Origin of the sequence: Sinomonas sp. ASV322 (genome assembly GCF_030908245.1) — a bacterium.
Taxonomy (GTDB): Bacteria; Actinomycetota; Actinomycetes; order Actinomycetales; family Micrococcaceae; genus Sinomonas.
Map to the genome: position 1 here is coordinate 27406 of NZ_JAVFJJ010000010.1, position 25944 is coordinate 53349.

Consider the following 25944-nt stretch of genomic DNA (forward strand, 5'->3'; position numbering starts at 1 on the left):
GTGGGAGAGGAGTGCATCAGGACGTGACGAGGGCGTCCGCTCCGGGCCGCCACCCCGCATGGGGGACGCTGTCGCGCAGGAGCCGCGTGTAGGGGTCCTGAGGGCTGTCGAGCACGTCGGCGGTCTGCCCCTGCTCGACCACCCGGCCGTGCCGCATGACGATGGCCGTGTCCGTGATCTGCCGGATCACGGCGAGATCGTGGCTGATGAAGACGTAGCTGACTCCACGCTGTTCGCGGATGTCCGCCAGAAGGTTGAGGATCTGGGCTTGGATCGAGACGTCGAGGGCGGAGACGGCCTCGTCGAGGATGAGGATCTTCGGCTCAGCCGCGAGCGCCCGTGCGATCGCGACGCGCTGCCGCTGGCCGCCCGAGAGCTCGCGCGGGAGGGCCCGGAGCTGCCGGTCGTGGAGGCCCACGAGCTCACCGAGCTCGCGCACCCGCGCGTCGAGCGCCGAGCCGGAGAGCCCGAAGTGGAGCCGCACGACCTCGCCGAGGCAGTCCCCGATCTTCTGCCTGCGATCGAGGGACGTGTACGGGTCCTGGAAGACGATCTGGATGAGCCGCCCGCGCGCTCGCAGGTCCCTGATCCGGCGCGCGGGCCGCGTGTGGTCCGCGCCATCGAGCACGATGCGGCCCGCCGTCGGCTGTTCAAGGCCGATGAGCATGCGCGCCGTCGTCGTCTTGCCCGAGCCGGATTCGCCCACGATGCCGAGCGATCCACCGGCCGCGAGCTCGAAGGAGACGCCGTCGACGGCGACGGCCTCCTTCCGCCCGCGGCCGAACGTCTTGCGCAGGCCGTCGACGGCGAGGATGGGCACCCCGCCTGGCGCCGCCGTCGTGCGTTCGCTGTCTGTGCGCGCGTCCGCGCGCCTGCCCGCTGTGCTGCTCATCGCACAACCTCCTCGTGAGACACGACCGCCGGCACGAGCAGCTGCCCGCGCAGCTCTTCCGCGCGGCGGCAGCGGCTGTACTCGCCGTCGCCCACACGCTCGAACGCGGGCAGGGCGGCCCGGCACGCGTCCTCGGCGAACCGGCAGCGGGGCGCGAACGCGCACCCGTCCGGGGTCTCGAAGGCCGACGTCGGGTGGCCGGGGATCGCGGGAAGCCGCGGTACGCGCCGCTCGATTTCGGGTCGCGCCTGCATGAGTGCGGCGCTGTAGGGGTGGAGCGGGTCCGTGTGGAGGCGCGACGACGCCTGGTGTTCGACCATAGCCCCCGCGTACATGACGACGGTCTCGTCGCACACGGCGGCCGCGAGCTCGAGATCGTGCGTGATGAAGAGCATCGCCATCCCGTATTCGCGCTGGAGCCGCGCGAGGATCGCCATGACCTCGCTCTGGGTGGTGACGTCGAGCGCCGTCGTCGGCTCGTCGGCGAGGATGAGCCGCGGCTTCACGGCGAGGCTCGCGGCGATCATGACGCGCTGGAGGAGCCCGCCCGAAAGCTCGTGCGGGTACTGCCTGAGCCGCCGCTCGCCGTCGTGAATCCCCACTTCTGCGAGGAGTTCGACGGCGCGGCGCTCCGCCTCGCGCCTCGGCACGCGGCCGTTGACGCGCATCGCCTCGGTGAGGAAGTCGCCGATGCGGCGCACAGGGTTCGTGTGGGCGCGCGGGTCCTGGAAGATCATCGAGACGTCGCGCGAGCGGAACTTCCGCAGCGCGTCGCCGCGAAGATCGAGGACGGACGCGCCGTCGAACGTGATCGAACCCGAGGTACGCGCCCCGGGAGGGAGAAGCTGGGCGATGCTGCGCACAGTCATCGACTTCCCGGACCCGGACTCGCCGACGAGCCCGAGCGTCTGCCCGGCGTCGAGGCTGAAGGACACGTCTTGGAGGACGGTGCGGTATTCGCCGGCGACCGGGAGCTCGACGCTCAGGCCGTCGACTTCGAGCAGGGCGCTCATGCGCGGGCCTCCGATCGCTTGACGAGCTCGTCGCCGAGGCTGTTCGCCGCCGCGACGGTGATGACGATGAGCAGGCTCGCCCACAGGGCCTCCTGCGGTTCGAGCTGCTGGATGCCGGCCATGCCGGTGCCGACCATGGCGCCCCAGTCGGCCGTGGGAGCCTGCACGCCGAGTCCGATGAACGAGAGGGCTGCGAGGTCGATGAGCGCGAAGCCGAACGAGAGCGTCGCGTTCGCAAAGATGAGCCCCGCGATGTTCGGCAGGATGTGCCGCAGGCTGATCGCCGTTCCGCGCAGTCCCTGGACGCGCAGCGCCGCGATGTACGGGAGCGAGCGCTCACGCAGAGCCGCGCCGCGCACGATCCGCGCGATGTACGGCGTGTAGGAGATCGAGAGCGCGATGATCGCCGCCTGGAGGCCCGTTCCGAAGATCGACGTCGCGAGAATCGCGAGGAGCAGCCCGGGGAAAGCGAACACGGCGTCGACAACACGGGCGACGGCGGTGTCGAACCAGCCGCCGACCCACACCGCGGCGAGCGCGAGGCCCGTGCCGAGGAGGGTCGAGACGACGACAACGAGGAGCGGTCCCACGAGAGACGTCCGGGCGCCCGAGAGGAGGCGCGAGAACAGGTCGCGGCCGCTCGCGTCCTGGCCGAGCGGGTGACCCGCGCTCGGGTCCGCGAACGCGTTCCCGAGGTCGACGGCGTTGGGGTCGACGGTGACGAGCAGCGGGCCGAAGACCGCGAGCAGGGCGACGACGGCGAGCACCACGGCGGCGACCCAGCCGAGCACGCTCAGGTGCTTGCCCCGAGGGCGTCGGCGCGTGCGCCGGCGGGCCTCGGCGACGACGGCAAGGGCGGTCATGACTTTCCTCCCCCGACCGAGACGCGCGGGTCGAGGACCGAGTACGCGAGGTCGATGACGGTATTGAGAACGATGAAGGCCGCGACATAGACGAGGCAGATCGCCTGGACGACCGGGAAGTCCTTCTGCTGGACGGAGCTCACGAGGAGGCTCCCGAGGCCGTTGAGCTGGAACACCTGCTCGACGACGACCGTGCCCGAGATCATCCCCGCGAGCGTGAGGCCGAGGACCGTGAGCACGGGCAGGGACGCGTTGCGGAGCACGTGGCGCCGTACGACGACGCCGTACGGGAAGCCGCGGCTGATCGCCGTCTGCACGTGGTCCGCCGTGATCTCCTGACGGATCGCGGCCTGCGAGAGCCGCGCGACGAAAGCGATCGAGGCGAGCGCGAGCGCGAACGCCGGCAGGATGAGGTGATACAGCATGTCGACAGGGCCCTCGCCCACGCCGAACACGGGGAACCAGCCGAGCTCGACGGCGAACACGAGCGTGAGCACGACGGCGGCGACGAACGTCGGGACGGCCATGGCCGCCGTCGACACCCCCATGAGCGCGCTCGACGCGATGCCGGGCTTGAGGCCCGAGAAGATGCCGATCCCGAGGCCGATGAGCGCGACGAGGAGGGCGCTCAGGGCGATGAGGGCGACCGTCGTGCCGATGCGCTGGCCCAGGAGGGAGCCCACCGAGTCCTTGTAGAGGATCGAGCGGCCGAAATCGCCCTGCAGGATGCCGCCGAGCCAGCGGACGTACTGCAGGAGGAACGGCTCGTCGAAGTGGTACTGCTCGTTGATCTGCGCGATCGCGTCGGGCGTCATCGACCGGCCGTGGGTGAGGAACGTGATGGGCGAGCCCGGCGCGAGGTACAGGGCGCCGAACACGACGAAGCTCGACGCGAGCAGGGTCACGAGCAGCCCGCCGATGCGCCCGCCGAGGAAGCGGAGCGTGTGCAGGGCGGCCTTCGGGCTGGCCGCGCTCATCGGGTCGCCCCGGCGGGGTCTGGGCTTTGCGCGGCCGCCGCCGTGTGGGCCGCCGCCGTGTGGACCTCGCGTCCGCCGACGACCGTCCGCACGATCGCGGCGTCGAGCAGTTCCTCGGCAGGGCCGTCGAAGACATTGCGGTCGACGACGACGAAGTCCGCGAAGAGCCCCGCCGCAAGCCGGCCGATGTGGTTCTCCGCGCGGCTCGACCACGCTGCGTCGCGCGTTGCGTGGGTGATGGCATCGCCGAGCGGGAGCGCGTAGTGCGCAATGTTCGGCTCAAGCGACGGGTCGAAGGCCGAGCGGCGCGTCGAGGCCACGAACATGTTGGGCAGGGGCGCGTAGGGCGACGTCGGGGAGTCCGTGCCGAACGCGAGCGCCGCGCCCGCGTCCGTCATCTCAGGCCACGGGAAGCCCCGCTCGATGCGCTCGTCGCCGAGCTTGGCGCGCCAGTTCGCCTGGATCGCGGGGTCCGCATGGACGGGCTGCATGCTCGCGGTGATGCCGAGCGCGGCGAGGCGGGCGATGTCGGCCTCTTCGACCACCTCGAGGTGCTCGATGCGGTGCCTCCGTTCCTTGGGGCCGTTCGCGGCGACGGCGCGTTCGACGGCGGAGATCGCGATCCGCACGGCTTCGTCGCCGATCGCATGCATCGCCACCTGGAGGCCCGCGGCGTCCGCGGCGGCGACGACGGGGGCAAGGGATTCAAGGTCCCAGATCGGGTCCGCGAGCGAGCCGTCCGCGTACGGGCGGCCGAGCGCGGCGGTGCAGCCGTCCACCGTGCCGTCCACCATGACCTTGATCCCGACGACGCGGAGCCACGGCGAATCGTGGCGGGCCGCGAGCTCGGCGGCGCGGGCGACCTGGGCGAGGTTCTCGGCCGGGTCCTCCGAGCGGTAGACGCGGTAGTGGGCCGAGATGCGGGCCGTGAGCGTCCCGGCCTCCTCGGCGCGGACCATCGCGGCGAGGTCGGCCTCGTCGAGCCCCATGTCGGTCGCCGCCGTGACGCCCGTCGCGCGGTAGCCCGCGAGCGCCGCCGCGAGGAAACGGTCGCGCTCGTCGTCACTTGCACCGCCGTCGAGCGCGGGCCACACGAGCTGCTGCATCGCCGTCTCGTCGATGTAGCCCGTGGGGTCGCCCGCCTCGTCGCGGGCGATCGCACCGCCCGCGGGCGCCACGGTGTCGCGGTCGATGCCGAGCTCAGCGAGCGACGCGGTGTTGAGCCAGATCGAGTGGTAGTCGTAGGTCTGGACATACACGGGACGGTCCGAGACCACCTCGTCGAGCATGTGGCGCGTCGGTGCGCCGCCCGGGACAGTGCCCGGGAGCCAGCCCTGCGCGCGGACGCGGGTGGCTTCGGGGTTCTCGGCCGCCCAGCGCGCGAGGCGGCGCTGAATCTCGGCAAGGTCGTGGGCGCCCCAGAGGTCGGCCTGGCCCGCAGCCTCGCCGGTGCCGACGATGTGTGCGTGGGCGTCGACGAAGCCAGGCAGCACGAGCCGGCCGCCGAGGTCCTCCTCGATCACCTCGGCGCCAGCGGCGAGGCCGCCCGCGATCCGGCGCGCCGTCGGCTCGTCCCCCACGTACACGATCCGGTCCCCGTCGACGACGAGGGCCTCTGCCCACTCGGGCTGGTCGGCGGTGAAGAACCGCGCATTGACATACAAGGTGGAAGCCACTGTGGGGTCTGCCTTACTGCAAGAAATGAATGACGTTCGTTTATTAGAACAGTGGCGCAGGTCACGGTCAAGAGGTTCAGGCTTCCTGCCACTCTGTTGCGTGGCCAGATCCCGCCCACCCGTGGCCAGATCCCGCCCAACCCATAGCCGGTCGCCGGGGCGGGACGTGGCCAAGCGTCGGGCGAGAGGTGGCCAAGCGCCGGGCGGGACGTGGCCAAGCGTCGGGCGAGAGGTGGCCAAGCGCCGGGTGAGAGGTGGCCACTCGTCAGGCGAGAGGCGGCCAAGCGCCGGGTGAGAGGCGTCCGCTCGTCAGGCGAGAGGCGGCCAAGCGCCGGGTGAGAGGCGTCCGCTCGTCAGGCGAGAGGTGGCCACTCGTCAGGGGTGGCACCCGAACGGCGGTACGCCCGCGCCCCGTGAGGCCGGGCGCTGGCCTAGTGTCGTGCCGCCTGGGCGGCCGCGAGGGTCGCGCGAAGCCCCGCGACGATGGCGTTGAGGCCGAGGGCGAAGGCGTCGTCGGCGGCGCTCCGGCCGCTTCCTCGGCGGGCCGAAACTGCGTCGGCGAACGTCGGCGCGAGATCGCGGCGGTCGCCCACATTGAAGATCCACTCGGGAGCGGAGACATCCATGGCCGAACCCAGCACGAACGACTCGACCGCGACGATGGTGTCAATGACCATGTCTTCGGGCCAGCCCCCGCCGCGCAAGCCCTCGGCCACCCGCTCATACATCGCGAGGGTATGCGGCGCGCCGGTGATCGGAAGGACTGCGATGACCGGAATGAGGGGCGAGTGCTGGGCGAATGCGTCGCGGTAGGAGTGAGCCCATCGCATGAGCGCGAGATCCCACGGATCGCGGCCGAAGCCCGCGACGTCGATCGTCTCGTTGACGTCGTCCTGGACCCAGTTGAGCACCTCGTCCTTTGACGCCACATGGTTGTAGAGCGCCGAGGGCGCGGTCTTGAGCTCGCGCGCGAGGGCCGCCATCGTGAGTCCGTCGTAGCCTGACCGTGCGATGACGGCGAGCGCGGCCGCGGTGATGCCCTCGCGCGAGAGCACTGGACGCGACGGCCTTCCGCGGCGCCGCGGCGCAGGCGCACCCGGCGCATCGGCCGGCGGGTCTGCCTTCACGGGCGTCGCAGGCGTCGCAACGGTGGGGACGGGCTCCATGGTCACGAAGTCTAAGGTACCGAATGCCCAAACAAATGAACTAAATTCATTTGTGAAAGCCTTGGCCACATGCCGAACGATCCCCCTGCGCCGCATAGCCGAAGCCAGCGGTGGGCGCATGACCGTCCCTGAGCGACCAGACCGTCCCTCGCGCCGCGGTTTTGGGGACGGTTGTGCAGCTAAGAGACGGTCATGTCGCGACCCCCGCGGGGAACCTCTCTGCCCCGTCCCCCGTTGCCCAGTTAGCGTGTGTCAAACGTCGCGAACTCTGCTGCCACGGGAGAGAGTTGAATCCAGGGCAGCGAAGAATGGAGACCACAGATGAGCACCCCTCTGACCCCTCCGGACCCCACCGAAGACGCGCTCGTGCTCGAGGCCCCGGACGCAACCCCCGTGATCCGGGAGGAAGACGCGCCCGGGATGGTCCCTGTCGCGGCCGACCGGCAGTCCGAGATTGCCGCCCAGGCGAAGGCGTGGGTGGCGGAGGTCGCGGCCATGGACTCGCGCAGCCCCGAATTCGCGCGCAAGGTCGAGGGCCTCCACCGCGTCGGCGGGCGCGAGATCATCGCGTCGTCGGACGCGTCGGGCCGGCTCCTCGATCGCGCGTCGACGTCGATCCGCGGCGCGAAGAAGACCGGCGACACGGCGCAGACCTACGTCGCGTCGACCCTGGGCGAGCTCCGCTCGACCGTGGAGAGCCTCACTCCCAACCGCGCCGACCTCGGGACGAGCCGCAAGATCCTCGGCTTCGTTCCCGGCGGCAACAAGGTCGCCAAGTACTTCCAGCGCTACGAATCCGCCCAGACGCAGCTCGACCGCATCATCAAGGCCCTCATGGCCGGCCAGGATGAGCTCCTCCGCGACAACGCGGCGCTCGCGCAGGAGAAGGGGAACCTGTGGGAGGTCATGCAGCAGCTCTCCGAGTACGCCGTGTTCGCGCAGGAGCTCGACGGCGCGACCGCCGCCAAGATCACCGAGGTCCGCGCCGCGGGGCAGACGGAGCATGCTCAGCAGCTCGAGGCGGACGTGCTCTTCCCGATTCGGCAGCGCCGGCAGGACATCCTCACGCAGCTCGCCGTCTCGGTGCAGGGCTATCTCGCGATCGACGTCATCCGGAAGAACAACAACGAGCTCATCAAAGGCGTCGACCGGGCCCGTGCGACGACGGTCTCCGCCCTCCGCACGGCCGTCATCACGGCGCAGGCCCTCTCCAACCAGAAGCTCGTCCTCGACCAGATCGACGCGATCAACACGACGACCAACGCGATGATCCTCAAGACGTCTGAGATGCTCAAGGACCAGACGAGCCGGATCCACCAGCAGGCCACGAGCTCGGGCGTCTCGGTCGAGACCCTCGAGCGGGCATTCGCGAACATCTACCAGACGATGGACGCGATCGACGCGTTCCGCTCGCAGGCGGCCCGCTCGATGGAAAGCACCGTGCACGCACTCGAGGAGGGGCTAGAGAAGGCCCGCCCGCATATCGAGCGGGTCCGCCGCCAGGAGGGCAACGCCGGCTAACGGACGACGGCGGCACCAAGGGACGACGGCGGCGCGCACCTCACGCTGCGGGCACCACTGGGCGGGGCGCCCGGGTGCCTTAGTCGGCCCAGTCTTCCTCGTCGAAATCTTCTCCGTCGGGAGCCTCGAACGCGTCGTAGACGGCGTCGAGCGCCGCGGCGTGGACGTCGGCGAAGCCCTTCCGCAGATCCACGATGCCCAAGGCGGCGAGTTCCCTGAGCTCGTCAAGGAGGAGTACGGAGACTACCTCGAGCGCGGCAGGATCGGCACCGTCTGGTGCATCGGCCGCCAGGCTCTCGACGGCCGCGAGCTCAAGCGGATCGTCGACGGCTGCGCGCTGGAGGATCGCTGCGAGCCCGCCGCCGACCGACTCGCCCTGAGGCCCCTCGCCCGCGCTCTCGCACGTCGCGATGACGAACTCGGTCGCGAGGAACTGGGCCTCGAGACGCCCGAAGACGTCGCCGGTCCCGAGCCGGGCCGCGTCCTCGCCGGGGCGCGCCGTCGCGCCCTGGCCAACCCCGCCGTCGCCCGCACCAGCCCCGCCAACCCCGCCGTCGCCCGCACCAGCCCCGCCAACCCCGCCGTCGCCCGCACCAGCCCCGGCGCCGTCGCCCGCACCAGCCGCGCCAGCCCCTCCGTCGCCCGCACCAGCCCCGCCAGCCCCGCCGTCGATCTCAAGGATCTCCGCGTTGACCATGGCGCGCCACAGGCGCGAGAGGCGCCGGCGGGCGTCGGCGGAGTCCGAGCCGACGAGCGCGGCCATGGCGATGAATTCCGCCCCAACGAGTTCACCGTCGGCGTCCACCGCTCGGCCATCGCCGACAAAGTTGAGCACGGCGAGGGCGTGCCGCACGAGCGGCGATGCGGTCGCGAACTCGAGCGCCTCCTCCTCGGTCGGCTCGCGCCGGGGCGCGCCGAGCTCGCCCGGCGCGGCGTCGACGATCCCGCCCACGGCCTCGGCCTCTGCGTCGAGCAGCTCGGTGAGCGCCTCGAGCTCGGCGGCGGTGCCCTCCCATCGCTCGGTCTCCTCGAGGAAGGTGACCCAGTCGATGAGGGTCCCGATGAGGTAGCGGAGCTGATCGACGTCGTCGGTGTCGAGGAGCGCGTCGAGCGCGTCGGGGACGCCCTGCGGATCGATGCGGAGGCCGGCGCTGGGCCGATCGTCGGCGTCGAGGAACACGTAGAAGATCTTGACGATCGCGAGCTGGCCGACGGAGAACGCCTTGACCTCGAGCTCCTCCTCGGCGCCGAGCTCCCCGGCGGCCCACGCGCTGTAGTCGACGGCAACGGCGTCGATGAGCTTCTCGATCCGGCGGCGGCGCCGTTCGACAGGTCCGGTCGCGCGGTTCTTGTTCTTGGGCTTGCGGGTGCGGCTCTTGGGCATGAGACGAGAGTACGCCGCGGGGATCACCCGCGCGGAACGCTCCGCGGGCGACGCGCGAGGACGTCCTGCGTCGTACCGGTCTCCCCGATGGCTGTCGCCTGTACCCGCTAAGGTGAATCCATGGTGTCGAAGTTCTTCGGCTCGCTCTTCGGCGGCGGGCGGGAACCCGAGCGCATCCCCGACGACGAGCTCCCCCGCACGCAGGCCGAGGAGCTCGAGCAGACGCGCGCCGCGCTCGCCGAGCTGCGCAGTTCGATCCGCCGCGCCGGCTCTCTGCTCCCGACCCTCGCGTCGTCCAACATGCGCCAGATCGACGACGTCCTGCGCCTCCTCATCGACTACGTCGCCGAGCATGGCGCCTCGACCGAGCAGCGCGTGCTCCTCCACTCGATCACAGCCGACTACCTCCCCACCTCCCTGCGCGTGTACCGTGCGCTGCCTCCCGAGACGCAGGTGGACGAGAGCCCAGAGACCGAAAAGCTCCTCGAACAGCTCGACATCCTCCACGCGACCGCGCTCGACCTCGACCACCAGGTCCGCACGGGCGCGATCGCCGAGCTGAGCGCGCACGGGCGATTCCTGCGGGACAAGTTCGACGTCGACGGTGTGCGCATTGCCCGAGGGCGGAAGCCCCGCGACGAGCAGCGAAGGGAGCATGGCGAATGACGTCGCTCGTCCCCGGGACGACCGTCGAGGTGAGCGCCGGGCCCCGAGGCCTCGGCGGCGTGCTGGTCAGCATGGGCTGGTCCCTCGAGCCGGGCCCGGGCCCCCAGGCCGAGCCCGTGCCGCTCGCGATCGTGTGCGGCGAGAATGGCAAGGCCCTGAGCCCCGAGCACGTCGTGTTCTTCAACCAGCCGACGACGGCGTCCCCCGGCATAGCGTTCTCCCCCGCCGAGCCGGGGCGCGCCGAGGCCGGTCAGTTCGAGGCGGACTTCACGCGGATTCCCGAGGACGTCGCCAGCATCGCGTTCGTCACGTACATCGACCCGGAGGTCCGCGGACCTGGGACGTTCGCACCGCTCCGCGACGCACACGTCCGCATCGCACGGCCTGACGGCGACGAGATCGCCCGCTTCGAAGCCGCGCCGGCGGAGGCCGAGAAGACTCAGGCGATGCTCTTCGGCGAACTCTTCCGCCACGGGGACGCTTGGGCGTTCCGCGCCCTCGGCCGCGCCTACGAGAACGGCCTCGCCGGCGTGAGCCGCGACTTCGGGCTGGACGTCTGATGGCCGAACAGCACCCCGCTCCCTCGCGCCGTCCTGCGCGGGACGACGGCCTCACGCTCGGCCGGCCCGACCCGGCCAGCGCCCCCACGGCGCCGCCCGAGTCCCTCCTCTACCGGGCCCCCGAGCTCGGCTCGGTCGCGCAGCTCTCGGCGCGCGCCGCCGTCGTCCGCCTCAATCCGCGCCAGTCCGCCATCGGCTCGCTCTTCGTGACGGGCTCTCGCGGCGCGGCCTGGGAAGACGTCTCGCGCGTGACGGGAGCGCAGAGCGTGCACCGCGAGCAGATCGGCACAGCGGTGCAGACGGCGGGCGGGCGGCCGCTCGTCGGATACGTCAACCGGGACGCCGTCGTCGTGCTGCGGCACGTCCGGCTCCTCCGGCGCGCCTTGTTCATCGCGGGCCAGGGGCCGCTCACGGTCCAGGCCTTCGACGGCTCGGCCGTCGCCGTCGCCGGGTCCCTCGGCGACGGCCGGCGCACCGTCCTCACGCTCCTGCGCATCGGCTCGGTGCTCGAACTGCGCGCCGAGTCCGTGCCTCGCGAATGGGACGACGGCCAGATCTGGCGCGAGTTCGGCTTCTCGATGACGATCGGCCTCGGGCGGCGCTAAGTCGGAATAACGGACCAGTATTCCGACCTAGAACACGTACCTCGGAATAACGGGTAGAGCTCGAATACTTCAGGGTAAGGATCACGGCGCGCACGCGGGGCCTTTGGGCCGAGTCCCCTCCTCGGCGTCAGCAACGCCACAATTCGCGGGCGATCGGGCGCAATTCAGCGTCTATAGGGCTGCGAGTTGTGGCTCACGCGACCGGCACCGCGCCCCACTCCTCCGCGAGCAGCGAGAAGCTGCGCTCGCGCAGCGCGGGATCGTGCGCGTAGCCGGTGAGGATCACCTCGTCCACGCCGTACGAGGCCGCGAAGGTCCGGAGGAATTCGGCGGCCTCGGACGGCGTGCCCACGGCGGAGACCCTGAGCGCCGAGGCGGCCATCTGCTCCTCATGCGGCGCCCAGTCCATCTCGCGGACCGGCGGACGGATGGGCCCGCGCTGGCCGCGGCGGATCGCGAGGAACATCTGCTGATGCGACGTGAAGAGGAACTCGGCCTCCTCGCGCGTCGGCGCGACCATGAGGTTCGCGCCGGCCATGACGTGCGGCTCGGGGATCTGGGCCGTCGGCGCGGAGGGGTTGAACGCCTGGCGGTACGTCCAGATGGCGTCGCTCAGCTGGAACGGGGCGAAGTGGCTCGCGGCGGCGAACGGGAGGCCGAGCTGGCCGGCAATGGCCGCGCCCGCCGTCGAACTTCCGAGGACCCACAGCGGCACGTTCGTGCCGCGGGCGACGGCGGCGTGCACACCGAAGGAGAGCTGGGAGGACTCTGCGTCGTCCTCCTGCTCCCCGAAGTACCACGCGAGGAGGCGGATGCTGCGCGCGAAGTGCTGTTCGTCGTCGTCCCTCGCCCCGCGCCGCAGGACCGCCGCGGTCCGCGGGTCGGTGCCGGGCGCGCGCCCGAGCCCGAGGTCGATGCGCGGCCCGTAGAGATTCGCGAGGGTCCCGAACGCCTCCGCGACGGCGAGCGGGGAATGATTCGGGAGCATGATCCCGCCCGAGCCGACGCGGAGGGTCGACGTGTTCGCGGCGGCGTTCGCGATGAGAAGGGCCGTCGCGTTCGAGGCGAGCGCCTCGGTGTTGTGGTGCTCCGCGTACCAGAGCCGGGCATAGCCGGCCTCCTCCGCGAGGCGCGCGAGGCGCGTTGCACTCGCGAAGGCATCGGACGCGGTGGAGCCCTGGACGATCGGGACGAGGTCAAGAAGCGAGAGCACGGTCACGTGGGCGGCAACCTCCCGCCGGGGCGGCTTGTTCCCACGCAGCACCTCGTGTGGCCCGCCTCACGGCCTGCCCAACGCGGAAGTGGACGTTCGATAACGTCTCCATTGCTTTTCCACAACATCACGGCGATGCGGTTGAAGTGCCCTGTGGGAAGTGCGGAAGAATGAACGAGTCCCGGAAAACCTCGCAGCTCCGGGCATTCTTCTCGACAGTCTCTGGGGATGGGAGATGGCGTGGACGACGGACTTCTCGTGACGAACCTCGTGTATTTCGGCACGCTGGTGATTGGCGGCGTCATGCTCGCCATCCTTGCTTTCGCGCTCCTCGGCACGATGTTCGTGGCCGGGATCGCGCAGGTCGGCGCGCTCCTGGTCAAGCTCGGCGTCAAGGTCGGCGCTGAGCTCTTCGTCTACCGTCCCGAGGAGCAGACGACGACGGCGCCGGACCGTATGGAGGATCACGTGCGCAACGCCGTGGTCGCCAAGGCGGATGCGATCCTGGCCGAGGCCCGCACCGGGCAGCTCCGCGCCACCCAGACGGCCGCGGCCGAGGCCTCGGACGAAGCGGTTCTCGAGGATTCGCGCCGCGCCGAGGAGCCCCCGGCAGGCCTGAAGCCCTCCAAGGCCGCCTCCGAGAAGCCGAGCCTCAAGCTCGCGTACTCCGACCGCACCGGCCCCTTCACGTCGCCTGAGCCGCTCGTCAAGGCTGGCTGATCCGCGCCAAGCCCCCGTCGAGGGCCCCGATCCCACCGTTCGCAGGCGGTCCGGATCGGGGCCCTTCTGTATGGCGGCCCACCCCAAGGCAAGTCCGGCGACAAGGGGACTTCCCGGGCGCCGCTGCGCTCAGAGGCCGTCCACGATCGCGGCCGTGGCCTCGAGGTACGCCTCCTGGGTGGACGGCGAAAGGTTCTCGAAGATGATGTCGGCGCCGTCGTCGAGGGCCTCGTCGTACGGGGCGATGACGATCTGGCGCACGTAGTGGCCGAAGTGCTCGCGGATGCGGTTGAGCCGCTCCTCGTTGGCCGCGACGCGGGTCTTGCGGTTCTTCGAGGGGACGGGCGGCTGCGTCACGAGGAGGACGCCGCGCGCGAGCTTGTCCGCAAAGCCCATCTCGACGAGCGTGTCCACGGTCGCCGCGAGGGTCTTTGACGAGTCCTCCTTGTTCATCGCGACGAGCACGATCTCGTCCGCGATCTCCACGGCCGCCTGCCAGGTTCCGGCCGTCGACGCGTTGCCCGTGTCGACGAGCGCGAGGTGGTAGAACTGCCGGAGCACCGAATGGAGCTGCACGAACGCGGCACCGTCGATGACTTCTTTGTCTCCCGCCTGGTTCTGCGACGCGAGCACGTGGAACTTGTTCTCGCCCTGGGGCCGCACGTAGTTCACGAGCTCGTGGGCATTCGACGGGCTCGCGAAGCGCTCGACGTTCGCGAGGAGATCGATGGCCGTGTGGTCGTGGCTCGCGGCCATCGCACGGTCGCCGAGCGTGCCCTTGTTCTCGTTGTTGTCCCACGCGAGCACGTTGCCGCCCCGCACGCGGCCGAGGGTCGCCGCCGCGAGGTAGCAGCTCGTGGTCTTCGACGCGCCGCCCTTGAGGTTCACGAACACGACCGTCTTGTGTCCGGCGAGCCCGCGCTGCGCTGACGCCCGCCATTCGCGGCGCTCGACCTCGTGCGCACCGGGAGAGAGGCGCAGCGCCCCGCCCGAGAGGCCGTTGACGGCCCCCTGCCAGCCCTCCTGCGCGGGGCTCTGCGAGGCGGACGGGCGCGACGCCGCGAAGTCCGCGGCCGTCGGCCGGCGGCGCCGCAGCGGGGGCTCGGCGCCGTCGAACGCGGCGTGGGCAGAGCCCGGCCGGGCTTCCCCCTCCGCGGGAGCGAACGACGACGGCGGGGCGGCAGGCCGCGCGGGTTCCGCCGCGGCGCCTCCCGGGCGAGCGGCCTGCGCGGGCGTGCCAACGTGTGCGGGCGCGGCCATGGGCGCCGGTTCGGCGGCTGCCGCGGCGTGAGCACCGTCGACCTCGGCCTCCCCGCTCGCGAACACGAGCATGCGCTGTTCGCCGGCGGGATCCGAGATGACGAGCTGAACGGGGGAATCGATCGCGGCGGCCGTCGCGGCGGCCGTCTCCTGAACCGACTGGCGGGCCGCCTCAAGGTCTGCGTAGCTCGTGTTCCACGTCCGGCCGTTGGATCCGGTGATCTGTGCCTCCCCATTTGCGGACAATCGGGCGTTGATCTGAGTCATCGGTACTTCTCTCTCCCCATCATTGCCACGCTGGCCGTCACGGCCATGCTGGATCTGTGCCCACATCGTGGGACGACCCAACCGAGCCCGGATTGTTGCAGATTTCCAGGGCAGGCGCATGTCACGCGGGCCGGCGAAAGGGCTGATCCGAGGATCTACTCGGGGCGTTCCCCCGTGAGCCGCTCGAAGTCGCGCAGCCAGAGCTCCTTGACTTCGGCATCCTTCGTGCGCTTGGCGCGGGGGCGAGCGGCGCCGTCGTCGTCCTTGCCGAGCGACGGGCGACGCCCCATGCCCAGGGCGAGCAGCGCCCGCTCGGTCATGGCGGTGTGGCGCAGCGCAAGGGACGTCCGACGGCGGCGCATCACCTCGCGCACGGCGTCCTGGGCTTCCGTGCGACGCCCGAGAACGCGGAGGGCTCGGGCGCGGAGGATGAGGAGGGTGGCGGCGAGGTCGTCGCGGTTGGTCAGGCCGTCGGTCCAGGCGACGACGTCCGCGTGGCGGCTCAGGATCTCGGCGAGGCGGCACGCGGCGAGCGACGCCGGAAGCGACGGCGGAAGCGGCGAGAGCGCCGCGAGCGCGTCGTGCGGATGCCCAATCTCGCGGAGGCTGTGGGCGAGCGCGAGGCACACGGCCTCCTCGCTGAACACCACGTCGACGTTCACGCCCTCCGCCACTTCGACCCACTGCTGCCAGCCCGCGAGGTAGTCCGCCGCGAACTGTGCCGCCGCGTGCTCGTTCGCGCCGGCGAGGCCGCGCTGGAGAAGCTCGGCGGCCTGGGCGTGCTGATGCGAGCGGTACGCGATGAGTCCCGCCATGACGTAGCAGAGCCCCGACCAGCCGGGGTGCGATCGGGCGAGGACGATGAGGCGCTCTGGCTCCCCTGCCCGGAAGACGGCGTCGAACACGGCCCGCTCGACCTTCCCGGGGAAGCGGCGGAGCCGTGGCGTGGCGCCAGCACGGCCGAACCGGCCGAGGATCCCGTGGACAGGCGTCGACACCCGCACGCCGCGGAAGGGCGTGAGGTCGCGCGGGTCGTGGAAGGCGCGCTGGCGGTCCACCTCGCCGGAAGCCATGGCCTCCATGCTAGCGATCCCGGTCACCGGTTCGAGAAGTAAAGCCACGCCCCGACGACCCACACCGTGACCGCGACGGCGGCGCAGGCGAACTCGACAAGGCGTCCGAGCCCGACGGCCTTGAGCGCAGCGAACGACGACGACGAGGCCGCCCGCAGATCGCGCGTCCTCGCCCATTCGCTCCCGAGCAGCCCGACGACGAAGCCGACGATCGGCCCCACGACCGGCGCGACGAAGAGGCCGACGATCGCGGCCACCGCGGCGATCACGACCGATCCGCTCGGGACGCCGCGGGCCGCGAGCTTGCGCCCCGTGAGAACGTACGAGGCCGCCATTCCCGCGGCGAAGAACGTCGTCCCGATCGCGAACACGATCCAGCCGCCCGCCCCCGAGCCGCCGAACAGCGCCCACTCGAGAAGCGCGAGGATGCCGAGCACGCTCCCGGGCAGCACCGGGACGATCGTGCCGGCGACCGCGACCGCGAGGGCGAGGCCGGTCAGCAGGGCGGCGAGGGCAGGTCCATCCACGGCACCCCAGCCTAGCCCCCTAACCCCGAGGTCGGGCCCCCCGACACCGAGATCAGGCCCCCCGACACCGAGATCAGGCCCCCTGACACCGAGATCAGGCCCCCCCGACGCCGAGATCGGGCCCCCCGACGCCGAAGTCAGGCCCCCCCGACGCCGGGACCGGGGCAAAGACGCGGACGACGGCGGGTGCGCACCCGCCGTCGTCCGCATTCCGACGCTGCCCGCTACTCCCCCACCACGACCGCCGCCGCGACGGCCGCCGTCACGGCCGGGGCGACGCGCGGGTCGAGGGGGCTCGGGACGATGTAGTCGGCGGAGAGCTTGTCCTCGGCAAGTTCGGCGATCGCGCGGGCGGCCGCGAGCTTCATCGCGGGCGTGATGCGCCGGGCGCCGGCGTCGAGGGCACCGCGGAAGATCCCGGGGAATGCGAGCACGTTGTTGATCTGGTTCGGGAAGTCGCTGCGCCCCGTGGCGACGACGGCCGCGTGCCGTCGCGCGACCTCGGGCGCCACCTCGGGGTCCGGGTTGGACAGCGCGAAGACAATTGCGCCGTCGGCCATGGCGGCGATGTGCTCCTCCGGCACGGTCGACGACGAGACGCCGATGAACACATCCGCCCCGGCCAGCGCCTCGGCGGTCCCGCCTGCTACGCCGCGCGGGTTCGTGCGCTCGGCGAACTCGGCCTTCATGCCGGTCAGGTCGCCGCGGCCGGTGTGCAGCGCGCCCTTCGAATCGAGCAGGACGACGTCGCGGACCCCGGCGGTGAGCAGCATCTCGGCGACGGCGATGCCCGCCGCGCCCGCCCCCGCGATGACGACGCGCAGCTCCGAGAACTCCTTCCCGACGACCTTCGAGGCGTTGGTCAGCGCGGCGAGGGCGACGACGGCCGTGCCGTGCTGATCGTCATGCATGACGGGCATGTCGAGGGCCTCGATGAGCCGCCGCTCAAGCTCGAAGCAGCGCGGCGCCGAGATGTCCTCGAGGTTCACGGCCCCGAAGCTCGGCGCGATCCGCACGAGCGTCTCGATGATCTCGTCCACGTCGGTCGTGTCGAGGACGATCGGGATCGAGTCGAGCCCGCCGAACGTCTTGAACAGGGCGCTCTTGCCTTCCATGACGGGCAGCGACGCGGCCGGCCCAATGTTCCCGAGGCCGAGCACGGCCGTCCCGTCCGAGACGACGGCGACGAGCCGCGACGCCCACGTGTGCGTGCGGGCCAGATCGGGATCGGCGGCGATCGCGCGGCTCACCTGGGCGACGCCGGGAGTGTACGCGATCGACAGGTCGCGCTTGGTCGCGAGCGGGCGGACGACGCCGACGGACAGCTTGCCGCCCTCGTGCGAGGAGAAGATCTCCTCGTCCGTGATGGGCTGGGTCTGGGTGTGGTCAAGGGAGGGCGGGGCGGCGGGGGCGGGTGAGGAGTGGGACACGGCACTGGTCTCCTGGATCGAGCCGTCGGCGCAACGGCCGACGGCGGCACGCACGCGGGCGGGCGCGTCACCCTGAGCTTCGTCGGGCAGGGAGCGGCACGACCGCGTGATCGGCAAAGGGTCCGGGGATCTGCGCCGGATGCGGCGCTTCCGGGAGGCCGGCCGGGCGGGGATGTCTGCTCGGCTTGTGGCCCGGGAATGAGGTACTTCCATCCTGCGGGACGAGACGGAGTTTCCGCAACACGGAAGTGGCGAGGCTCACGCCCACGCCGCCATCGTCGTCGGGCATCGACACAACGCCAGCGGGCCGGGTGCGCCCCCCTAGCAGCACCCGGCCCGCTCGAAACCCGACGGGAAATCCCTTACGGGCGGAAGAGCTCCTCGAATGTGCCGGACGTGGTCGGCGAGCACGTGTTGGCGAGGCAGCCGAGGTGCCACAGGTGCTGGATCGTCGACAGCAGCGTGTAGTGGTCGGAGAGCTGGCCCGTGGCCTTGTGCGGGCCTTCCGCCGAGTTGATGACGATGAGCGGGGCGTGGCCGCCGCCCAAGACCGCGGTGCCCGGGCCGTTCGGCGTGCTGAAGCCGACGGGGCTGCCAGGGCCGCCCGACGAGCCCGAGTAGTCGTTCTCGTCCCACGCGAGCACGATGCTCGAGTTCGTGGTCTTCCACGTGGTCGAGTTCATGATCTCCTCGACGGTCTTCTTGACGTAGGCGTCGCCGAGCTGGATCGCGCCGTGGTCGAGGCCCGAGTCCGGGTAGCCGCACTGCGGGAGGCCGATGAGCGCGGCGCCGGACGGCGAGACGCCGTGCATGTCGTGGCACTGGTTCGGGCTGATCCACGTGAAGCTGGGGACGTTGCCCGTCGCAAGGTCGTGGCTGAAGTTGCCCTCGGCCGGGACGATGTTCTGCAGGCGCGGGTTGCCGGGCGAGTTGATCCGCGAGAAGTACATGAACGGGTTGTGCTTCTGGGCGTAGAGCTTGACCGTCGTGCCGTTGATGACTGGGGCGTACACGGCCTGAGAACCAGCGGCCGGGAGGTTCTCCATGTAGGCCTTCCACGTGCGGCCGCTCTCCTCGAGCTGGTCGACGATCGTCCGGCCGGAGAACATGTGCGGCGTGGAGGCGGCCTTCGCGAACTGGGCCGGCGTGAGGAAGGCGTTGAGCGCGGTGTCCTCGGAAGTCGTCGTGAACTCCTCGGGGTCACACGTGACGGTTGCGCCGGCCTTGCAGTCATCGAAGATGCCCTGGGAGTCGCCGGAGATCGCGGCGAGGTAGTTCGGCATGCTCGGGTGCGTCACGCCGTGGTAGTTGTCCGCGACGTTGTAGCGCTCGGCGAGCGACGAGATGTACGGAGCGTCGGCCGTGTTGCCGATCACCTGCTCGTAGCCGTGGTTCTCCATCATGATTACGAACACGTGGTCCGGACCGCTCTGCGCATTCTGGGGAGCGGCGTCCGCGGCCGTGACGGCAACGGTACCGGTCAGCGCGGCAGCAGCGGCGAGGGCCACGACCGCGCTCATCGCGCGACGATTGAGCACACTACGCATGGGGTTCCTTTCAGATTCACTCCTAGGGGGCGGAGTGCCGAAAGTCTTAACTACCGGCCGACGACGACGCACGGCTGGAGAGCGCGTGGCGCGAAGGCGTCGGGAAGGTTAACCGCAGACGAAAATGGGCATGCGTCAGGGGGGGTGGCGGCGCGTCAGGCGGGAGGTGGCGGCGCGTCAGGCGGGAGGTGGCGGCGCGTCAGGCGGGAGGTGGCCGCGCGTCAGGCGGGAGGTGGCCGCGCGTCAGGCGGGAGGTGGCTGCGCGTCAGGCGGGAGGTCAGGCGGGAAGTGACTACGTGTCGGGCGAGGTGTAACGAGTGGCCAGATGTTGCCCAACGCGTGGCCAGGATCCCGCGAGCGGGACTCGCTCAGGCGAGCCGCGCCGTCGTCGTCGGTTCGAGGAGAGCGCACGCGTCCTTGAGCTGCTGCTCGGCCTCGTACGGAAGGAGCCGGCCCGTACGGATCGCGGCGACCAGGCCCGAGACCATGAGCACGATGCTCTTGCCGCGCGCGGCGCCCCCGGCGAGGCGACCGAGGACGGACCACGAGAGCTCGTCGACCTCGCCGATGAGCCGCCCGAGCTCGTGGTCGGCCGGCACGACGAGCTCGTCGAGGCAGCTGTTGACCGCCGGCTGCGAGAGGCGCATCTGCAGGAGCTCGACCGCGGCGCCCGCGAGCTGCCTTGGCCGCGCCTCACGACTCGCGGAGGACCGCGAGCGCTTCGCCGTGCGCTCGCGGAGCTCTATGAGCTGGCGGCGGTGGAGGGCGAGCAGAAGGTGCGCGGCCGAAGGGAAGTACCGATAGGCCGTGCTGACGGAAACAGCAGCGCGCTCGGCGACCGCCGAAACCTCAACCTCGGGGTACTCAAGCCGAGCGAACTCGGCCGCGGCGTCAAGCATCATGCCGTAACGCTCGGCCAGACGAGGGGTCGTGGGCGCAGCCTCCATGGACACCAGGTCATTGGGCAGTTGGAGCACGGCGCAGCAGCTTTCTTCTGGCGATGTGGCTGTACGTGGTACCCCCGAAGCCGACGGCGGCGAGGGGTGCAGACTCGTCGAAGGGCAACGCGGCGGGGTGCCCCCAACTATACGCCAGAGGCCGATTCGCCCGGGCCCCGAGGGCACTTTCGCGCCACCCTAGACGCATTCGCGCGCACGGCTAGGCGGCAGCTGGCCACGCCCACGGGCCGCGCAGCGGGCTGGGCGCGCGGGCTAGGCCACCGAGCGGATGCGCGTCACGAAGACCGCCCCGAGGAGGCCGACGACGGCGGCCGCGACATAGAGCGTGACGTAGCCTCCCCAGAACACGACGATGGGGGCCGCGATGCTTGGCGCGATCACCTGCGGGAGCGAGTTCGCGACGTTGATCACGCCGAGATCCTTGCCGCGCGCGGCCGCCTGCGGGAGGACCTGGGTGATGAGCGCCAGGTCGACCGCGAGATACGTTCCGTAGCCGACCCCGAGGATGCACGCGCCAGCGATAGCCCCAGGCCAGACCGGGAAGAAGCCGATCGTGAGGGACGCCGCCGCCACAATGACCGAAGAGATGATCACTAGCGGCTTGCGCTTGCCCATCCGGTCCGAAAGCTTCCCTCCGATAATGCTCGTGACGATCGTGATCACCGCGTACAGCCCCGTGAGGATCAAAAAGCCCGTCGCAGGCTCGATGCCCTCCTTTTCCTTGAGGTGTACGGCGTCGCCGAGAAAGAACAGGAGATAGAGGATCACCATGTGGTTCCCCAGCATCAAGAGGAAGCGCGTGAACCACGCCCAGGCGAAGTCGGGGTAGCGGAGCGGGTTGACCCAGAACGATGCGAGGAAGGAACCGAGCGAAAAGCGCTCGATCGCCGCGCGTGGCAGAGGATCGTCGACCCCTTTCGCGAGATAGAGCACCACGCCCACGAGGAGCGCGGCGGCACAGAGGACGTAGCCGAGCGCGAAGTTGCCGGAGACGACTGCGCCAATCACAGCTCCGAGGAGGATCCCGACGGTCACTCCCATCGAAGCAAGCCCGCCCACAGTGCCACGCTGTTCAACCGGAGCACGATCCGGGATAGCGGCCGTGATGGCGGCGTATGCGCCGTTGGCCCCGAGTTGCACGAAGCACCACAGTACGGTCGCCACAGCGACGTTGGGGGCACCCGCAAGCCCGAGAAGCGCACCAGCCGCGAGGACCGCGCCGATGAGCACCCACGGACGACGGCGGCCGAACCGGCTCCATGTGCGGTCCGAGAACGCGCCGAAGAGCGGATTCGCGAACAGCGCGACGATGGCGCCGACCCCCGTGACGAAAGCGAGGATCGCTTCCTTCTTGCCCGGGTCGAACGCCTGCGCTTGCTGCGCGATCAGCACTTGGATGGGTCCGAAGAACGCCGCATTGATCCCGACGTTGACGAGCACGAGGCCCGTGATCCACAGCCCGCCGACCCGGCGGACGGGCTCGGCGAGCGCCGAGCCGGGAACGTTGTTCTGGTGCGAGGCCTCAGTGGTCATGAACGGCTCCCGGCTTGTCGTGGTCTCCGCCCGTCGTGTTCCGGCGCGGGTCCGGGTGACGGTCGATCTCAGCGTAGTCCGCGTTGGGCCGTTTGGGATTTGAGACTCGGGCGTCGAGACGGTATGGTTTTGGTATACCAAAAGGAGTCGCATGAGCATCCGCGCCGAGCTGCCCACACAAGCCCCCGCCAAGGGCCCCGCCCGCGGGCGCGTGCCCTGGGCGGCCGCCGTGAGCGCCCTGCTCGTCTCGCTCAATCTCCGCCCCGCCGTCACAAGCGTCGCCGCGGCGTTCCCCGCCCTCGCGAGCGTCTTCGGCCCGGCCTACGCTCCCGGCTCACCATGGCTCGCGGCCCTCGGCTCGGCCCCGATCCTCGCCTTTGGCCTGTCGGCGCCGTTGGGCCCGTGGCTCGCCCGCCGCTGGGGTCTCGCCCCAGCTCTGACGACGTCGATGCTCGCCCTCGCGGCCGCACTCGCCCTCCGCGTCGCGAGCCCCGCACTGCTCTTGCCCGGAACCGTCATCGCGGGGTGCGCGATCATGGTCGGAAGCGTCCTCGTGCCGCAGCTCGTCAAGGCGAACGGCGGGGCCACGTGGCTCGCCGGGATCACGACGATGGGCATGGGAAGCGGCGCCGCCATCGGCGCCGCGCTCCTCACCCCGACCGCCACGTGGTGGGGCCTCCCGGGAGCGCTCGGCGCGTGGGCGCTCCCCGCCATCGCGGCCGGCGCCGTCGCGTGGGCCACCCTCCGGCCCCGGCAGACGTCAGCTCCCGGCGGAGCCCCCGACGGCGACGCGGCCCCTCCGCTGGAGACAGCGGCCCGCGTCCCCCGCGGTGCGCACGACGGCGGGGCCAGCGTCGCGCGGGACGGCGCCTCGCCGTCGTCGGCCGCTGCGCCCTTGCCGGCCCGCGGCCAGGACGCGATCGCATGCGCGGAGGCGGCGTCGTCGTCGGCCGCTGCGCCCTTGCGGGCCCGCGGCCAGGACGCGATCGCATGCGCGGAGGCGCCGCCGTCGTCCGCCGCAACGCGCGCCCCGCACCCGGGTGCGATCGCGCGCACGACCGTCGCGCCGTCGTCATCCGTTGGGGCCCCGCCCCGCGGCCGCCTGCTCCGCAACCGCACGGCCCTCGCGATCACGGCGTACTTCGGGGTCCAGGCGCTGCTCTATTTCGCGGTGACCTCGTGGCTTCCGACGTACCTCGCGGACCGCGGCGCGAACGCCGAAGCGGCGTCGGGACTGCTCGCATGGTTCAGCGTCGCGGGGCTGCCCGCGAGCTTCGTCGTGCCGATGATTGTGGGGCGGCGGCGTGGGGCGCGGATCGTCGGGCCGGGGATCGGACTCGCGATCGGGGCATGCCTCGTGTGGGTCCTTGCGGGGCCGCTGTCGATCATGCCGATCGCGATCGCCGCACTTGGTTTTTCCCAGGCGAGCACGCTCGCGTTCGCGTTCACCCTCATCGTGATCCGCTCGCACGACGCCGCGACCGCCGGCCGCCTCTCCGCCCTCGCGCAGGGGGCGGGCTTCGCGCTCGCGTCGATCGGACCGTTCGCGGCCGGCTGGGCCCACGGAGCGACGGGCGGCTGGGTCGCGCCGTTCGCTGGGATGGCGGTGGCCGCCGTCGTGCTCGCGGGCCTCGGGGCACTCGCGGTGCGCGGGCCCGAAGTGCGGTAGCGGGCAAGCTCCGACGTCGTCCGATAGTGCGCGCCAGCCAAGCTCTGCGGGCACCCCGAACGATATCCTCTCCCCATGGAGACCCCGCTGCAGGCCCTTGCCCCGGACGAGGCGTTCGCAAGCCACGTCTACCAGCTCATCCTCGAAGACATCGTGGCGGGTCGCCTCGCCCCCGGCCAGCGTCTTCGCGAGCGGGAGCTCTCCGACCAGCACAGCGTCTCACGCATCCCCGTGCGCGAGGCGCTGCACCGGCTTGAGCAGGACGGCTTCATCGTCACCGCGCCGCGCCGAGGGGCGGTCGTCAGGAGCCTGACGCTCACCGACGTCGACGAGGTCTTCGACCTCCGGGTCATGCTCGAATCCTTCGCAGCGCGCCGCGCTGCCGAGCGCGTCGCAGCAGGGGCCGACGGCGGCCGGCTCACCGAGCTCCTCGAGCTCGCCAAGGCGGCGGCGGACGCGGGCGACATCGAACGGGCGTCCGACCTCAACAGCGAGTTCCACGCCGAGATCGTCAACGTCTCGGGCCATCGACTGCTCGCGCGCTCGCTCCGGCCACTCCAGGGCCTCGTGCGCTGGATCTTCGGCCTCGGCGTGAGCCGCCCTATGGAGCTCAACACGATCGAGCATGAGGAGATCCGCGAGGCGATCCTCGCGGGCCGTGCCCAGCTCGCGGAAACCCTCGCCGCCGCCCACGTCGAGCTGGGCCGTCAGCCGGTGCTCGACGGCCTTGCCGGGCGGCTCCCGAAATAGCGGCCCCTCGGCACCTTGACCCCCGATTAATTACGGCATACCATTTTTTCGTAATTCAATAGGGATGTTTCCCTCGGGAAATTCTTTGGGACAGGAGCGCTGACAATGTCCCCTGCAATCCCTACGGGCACAAGCCCGCGGCTGCACAACGAAGACCTCGCACCTGCGGAACACCGCAAATGGGGCTTCTATTCGCTATTCGCCATGTGGATGTCAGACATCCACTCGCTCGGCGGCTACACCTTCGCGGCAGGCCTCTTCGCCTTGGGGCTGGGCGCGTGGCAGGTCTTCCTGGCGCTCGCGCTGGGAATCATCATCGTCTTCCTCCTCATGAACCTTTCGGGATTCGCAGGGCAGAAGATGGGCGTGCCATATCCCGTGCTCGCGAGGATCTCGTTCGGAACATTCGGCGCGAACCTTCCCGCCTTGATCCGAGCCCTTGTGGCAATTGCATGGTACGGAATTCAGACATGGCTCGCGTCACGCGCCGTGATCGTCATCGCCCTCCAAGTCTGGCCTGATCTGAAGGGGCTCACGGGAAACAACTTCCTCGGCGAATCGACGCTGGGATGGCTCGCGTTCCTGCTCGTGTGGGCGCTCCAGCTCCTGCTCCTCCGCAACGGAATGGACACCATCCGGAGGTTCCAGGACTGGGCCGGTCCTGCGGTGTGGGTCGTGATGGCGCTTCTCGTCGTGTACATCCTGATCAACGCCGGGTGGAGCATCTCGCTCGACCTTCCCGGTGGAACCGCCACGTGGGGCGTCGCCCAGGCGTTCCTCGCCGCCGTCTCGCTCACCGTCACCTATTTCTCCACCCTGCTGCTCAATTTCTGCGACTTCTCGCGCTTCGCACCGACCCGCAGGGCAGTCGGCACCGCGAACGTGTGGGGACTCCCGGTGAACTTCATCGCGTTCTCCGTGGTGTCGGTCGTCGTCACCGCGGGGACGTTCAAGGTGTACGGCCAGTACATCTACGATCCGGTGGACGTCGTGGGCCGCATCAACAGCATCTGGGCCCTCCTGCTCGGCGCCGTGACGTTCGCGGTCGCAACCCTCGGCATCAACGTCGTCGCGAACTTCGTCTCGCCGGCCTACGACCTCGCCAACGTCTGGCCGTCGAAGATCGACTTCCGGCGTGGTGGGCTGATCGCCGCCGTCGTCGCCCTCGTCATCACGCCGTGGAACCTGTTCAACTCCCCCGTGGTGATCAACCTCTTCCTCGGAGGCCTCGGCGCGCTGCTCGGTCCGCTCTTCGGCATCATCATGACCGACTACTACGTGCTCCGGCGCCAGCACGTCGTCGTCCATGACCTGTTCCGCGAGCAAGGCTTCTACACCTACTCGGGCGGGTGGAACCCCAAGGCGATCCTCTCGTTCGTCGTCTCTGCCGCGCCTGCGGTGGTCATCGCCCTCGTTCCCGCGTTCGCAGCCGCGGCGGCGTTCTCGTGGTTCATCGGGGCGGCCATCGCCGCCGTCGTGCACTACCTGATCTCCCGCGACGACCCGCGGATCGCCGAGTCGGTGCGTGCCGCGATGGCTGAGGAGGCTGGCGCGCCGGCGGCGTAAGCACGGACGGTGTAGGCACAAGCGGCCGGGCCACAAGCGGCGGGGCCGGGACCCACGCGCGGGACGCCCGCCCCCGCCGGGAGACCCTGGGGGCGAATCCGAGCGGC

23 protein-coding genes are annotated in these 25944 nt (G+C 70.7%); 8 read left to right on the forward strand and 15 right to left on the reverse strand.

Annotated elements, in window-relative coordinates:
* Positions 1–16: 16 nt before the first annotated feature.
* From RBS12_RS13810 to RBS12_RS13835, 6 genes are all read right to left on the reverse strand, one after another.
* A complete protein-coding gene (locus RBS12_RS13810) occupies positions 17–892 on the reverse strand; it encodes an ATP-binding cassette domain-containing protein (RefSeq protein WP_307966698.1) in 876 nt (291 codons plus the stop codon).
* Positions 889–1905 carry an ABC transporter ATP-binding protein gene (locus RBS12_RS13815; RefSeq protein ID WP_307966699.1) on the reverse strand — a complete coding sequence of 339 codons (1017 nt, stop codon included), beginning with the start codon at positions 1903–1905 and terminating at the stop codon, positions 889–891. Before RBS12_RS13815 ends, RBS12_RS13810 begins: the two co-directional genes overlap by 4 nt.
* Complete coding sequence (locus RBS12_RS13820) at positions 1902–2768, reverse strand: ABC transporter permease (protein ID WP_307966700.1); 867 nt, start codon at positions 2766–2768, stop codon at positions 1902–1904. Before RBS12_RS13820 ends, RBS12_RS13815 begins: the two co-directional genes overlap by 4 nt.
* Positions 2765–3745 carry an ABC transporter permease gene (locus tag RBS12_RS13825; protein ID WP_307966701.1) on the reverse strand — a complete coding sequence of 327 codons (981 nt, stop codon included), beginning with the start codon at positions 3743–3745 and terminating at the stop codon, positions 2765–2767. Before RBS12_RS13825 ends, RBS12_RS13820 begins: the two co-directional genes overlap by 4 nt.
* Entirely contained in the window at positions 3742–5421 is a 1680-nt protein-coding gene (locus RBS12_RS13830) for an amidohydrolase (protein ID WP_307966702.1), read from the reverse strand. The genes RBS12_RS13825 and RBS12_RS13830 overlap by 4 nt, the downstream gene beginning before the upstream one ends.
* Before the next feature lie 431 nt (positions 5422–5852).
* Positions 5853–6587, reverse strand: coding sequence for a TetR/AcrR family transcriptional regulator (locus tag RBS12_RS13835; RefSeq protein WP_307966703.1), 735 nt, complete (start codon positions 6585–6587; stop codon positions 5853–5855).
* 321 nt (positions 6588–6908) lie between these two features.
* Here RBS12_RS13835 and RBS12_RS13840 point away from each other — a divergent pair, with 321 nt between their 5' ends.
* Positions 6909–8108, forward strand: coding sequence for a toxic anion resistance protein (locus RBS12_RS13840; RefSeq protein ID WP_307966704.1), 1200 nt, complete (start codon positions 6909–6911; stop codon positions 8106–8108).
* A 79-nt stretch (positions 8109–8187) separates the two neighbouring features.
* On the opposite strand, the gene RBS12_RS13845 is transcribed toward RBS12_RS13840, so the two are convergent.
* Positions 8188–9492, reverse strand: coding sequence for a hypothetical protein (locus tag RBS12_RS13845; RefSeq protein WP_307966705.1), 1305 nt, complete (start codon positions 9490–9492; stop codon positions 8188–8190).
* Between the two features lie 120 nt (positions 9493–9612).
* Here RBS12_RS13845 and RBS12_RS13850 point away from each other — a divergent pair, with 120 nt between their 5' ends.
* The 3 genes from RBS12_RS13850 to RBS12_RS13860 are packed head-to-tail and all read left to right on the forward strand — an operon-like array spanning position 9613 to position 11323.
* Positions 9613–10158 (forward strand): hypothetical protein, encoded by a 546-nt coding sequence (locus tag RBS12_RS13850; protein ID WP_307966706.1) that lies wholly within the window; start codon positions 9613–9615, stop codon positions 10156–10158.
* Positions 10155–10718: a TerD family protein gene (locus RBS12_RS13855; RefSeq protein WP_307966707.1), complete on the forward strand. Its 564-nt coding sequence runs from the start codon at positions 10155–10157 to the stop codon at positions 10716–10718. The genes RBS12_RS13850 and RBS12_RS13855 overlap by 4 nt, the downstream gene beginning before the upstream one ends.
* Positions 10718–11323 carry a hypothetical protein gene (locus RBS12_RS13860; RefSeq protein ID WP_307966708.1) on the forward strand — a complete coding sequence of 202 codons (606 nt, stop codon included), beginning with the start codon at positions 10718–10720 and terminating at the stop codon, positions 11321–11323. The genes RBS12_RS13855 and RBS12_RS13860 overlap by 1 nt, the downstream gene beginning before the upstream one ends.
* A 193-nt stretch (positions 11324–11516) precedes the next feature.
* On the opposite strand, the gene RBS12_RS13865 is transcribed toward RBS12_RS13860, so the two are convergent.
* Entirely contained in the window at positions 11517–12542 is a 1026-nt protein-coding gene (locus RBS12_RS13865) for an LLM class flavin-dependent oxidoreductase (RefSeq protein WP_307966709.1), read from the reverse strand.
* Between the two features lie 234 nt (positions 12543–12776).
* Between RBS12_RS13865 and RBS12_RS13870 the strand changes: the two genes are divergently transcribed.
* Positions 12777–13256 carry a hypothetical protein gene (locus RBS12_RS13870; protein ID WP_307966710.1) on the forward strand — a complete coding sequence of 160 codons (480 nt, stop codon included), beginning with the start codon at positions 12777–12779 and terminating at the stop codon, positions 13254–13256.
* 129 nt (positions 13257–13385) lie between these two features.
* Here the strand turns inward: RBS12_RS13870 and RBS12_RS13875 are convergent, their stop codons facing one another.
* The 7 genes from RBS12_RS13875 to RBS12_RS13905 form a co-directional block, all read right to left on the reverse strand.
* The gene (locus RBS12_RS13875) at positions 13386–14783 is read right to left on the reverse strand and encodes a ParA family protein (protein WP_307966711.1); all 1398 of its coding nucleotides are present in this window, start codon (positions 14781–14783) and stop codon (positions 13386–13388) included.
* Positions 14784–14938: 155 nt separating this feature from the next.
* The gene (locus RBS12_RS13880) at positions 14939–15856 is read right to left on the reverse strand and encodes a hypothetical protein (protein ID WP_307966712.1); all 918 of its coding nucleotides are present in this window, start codon (positions 15854–15856) and stop codon (positions 14939–14941) included.
* 23 nt (positions 15857–15879) lie between these two features.
* Positions 15880–16383, reverse strand: a complete 504-nt coding sequence (locus RBS12_RS13885; RefSeq protein ID WP_307966713.1) for a DUF456 domain-containing protein — start codon at positions 16381–16383, stop codon at positions 15880–15882.
* A 224-nt stretch (positions 16384–16607) separates the two neighbouring features.
* Positions 16608–17750: an NADP-dependent malic enzyme gene (locus tag RBS12_RS13890; RefSeq protein WP_307966784.1), complete on the reverse strand. Its 1143-nt coding sequence runs from the start codon at positions 17748–17750 to the stop codon at positions 16608–16610.
* 425 nt (positions 17751–18175) lie between these two features.
* Positions 18176–19360 (reverse strand): alkaline phosphatase family protein, encoded by a 1185-nt coding sequence (locus tag RBS12_RS13895; protein WP_307966714.1) that lies wholly within the window; start codon positions 19358–19360, stop codon positions 18176–18178.
* A gap of 368 nt (positions 19361–19728) precedes the next feature.
* Positions 19729–20337 (reverse strand): helix-turn-helix domain-containing protein, encoded by a 609-nt coding sequence (locus RBS12_RS13900; protein ID WP_307966715.1) that lies wholly within the window; start codon positions 20335–20337, stop codon positions 19729–19731.
* 234 nt (positions 20338–20571) lie between these two features.
* Positions 20572–21852, reverse strand: a complete 1281-nt coding sequence (locus RBS12_RS13905) for an MFS transporter (protein WP_307966716.1) — start codon at positions 21850–21852, stop codon at positions 20572–20574.
* A gap of 151 nt (positions 21853–22003) precedes the next feature.
* Between RBS12_RS13905 and RBS12_RS13910 the strand changes: the two genes are divergently transcribed.
* The 3 genes from RBS12_RS13910 (at position 22004) to RBS12_RS13920 (ending at position 25837) form a co-directional block, all read left to right on the forward strand.
* Positions 22004–23521: an MFS transporter gene (locus RBS12_RS13910; protein WP_307966717.1), complete on the forward strand. Its 1518-nt coding sequence runs from the start codon at positions 22004–22006 to the stop codon at positions 23519–23521.
* A gap of 75 nt (positions 23522–23596) precedes the next feature.
* Positions 23597–24271, forward strand: a complete 675-nt coding sequence (locus RBS12_RS13915) for a GntR family transcriptional regulator (protein WP_307966718.1) — start codon at positions 23597–23599, stop codon at positions 24269–24271.
* Positions 24272–24376: 105 nt separating this feature from the next.
* Positions 24377–25837 carry an NCS1 family nucleobase:cation symporter-1 gene (locus RBS12_RS13920; protein ID WP_307966719.1) on the forward strand — a complete coding sequence of 487 codons (1461 nt, stop codon included), beginning with the start codon at positions 24377–24379 and terminating at the stop codon, positions 25835–25837.
* The last annotated feature ends 107 nt before the right edge of the window (positions 25838–25944 follow it).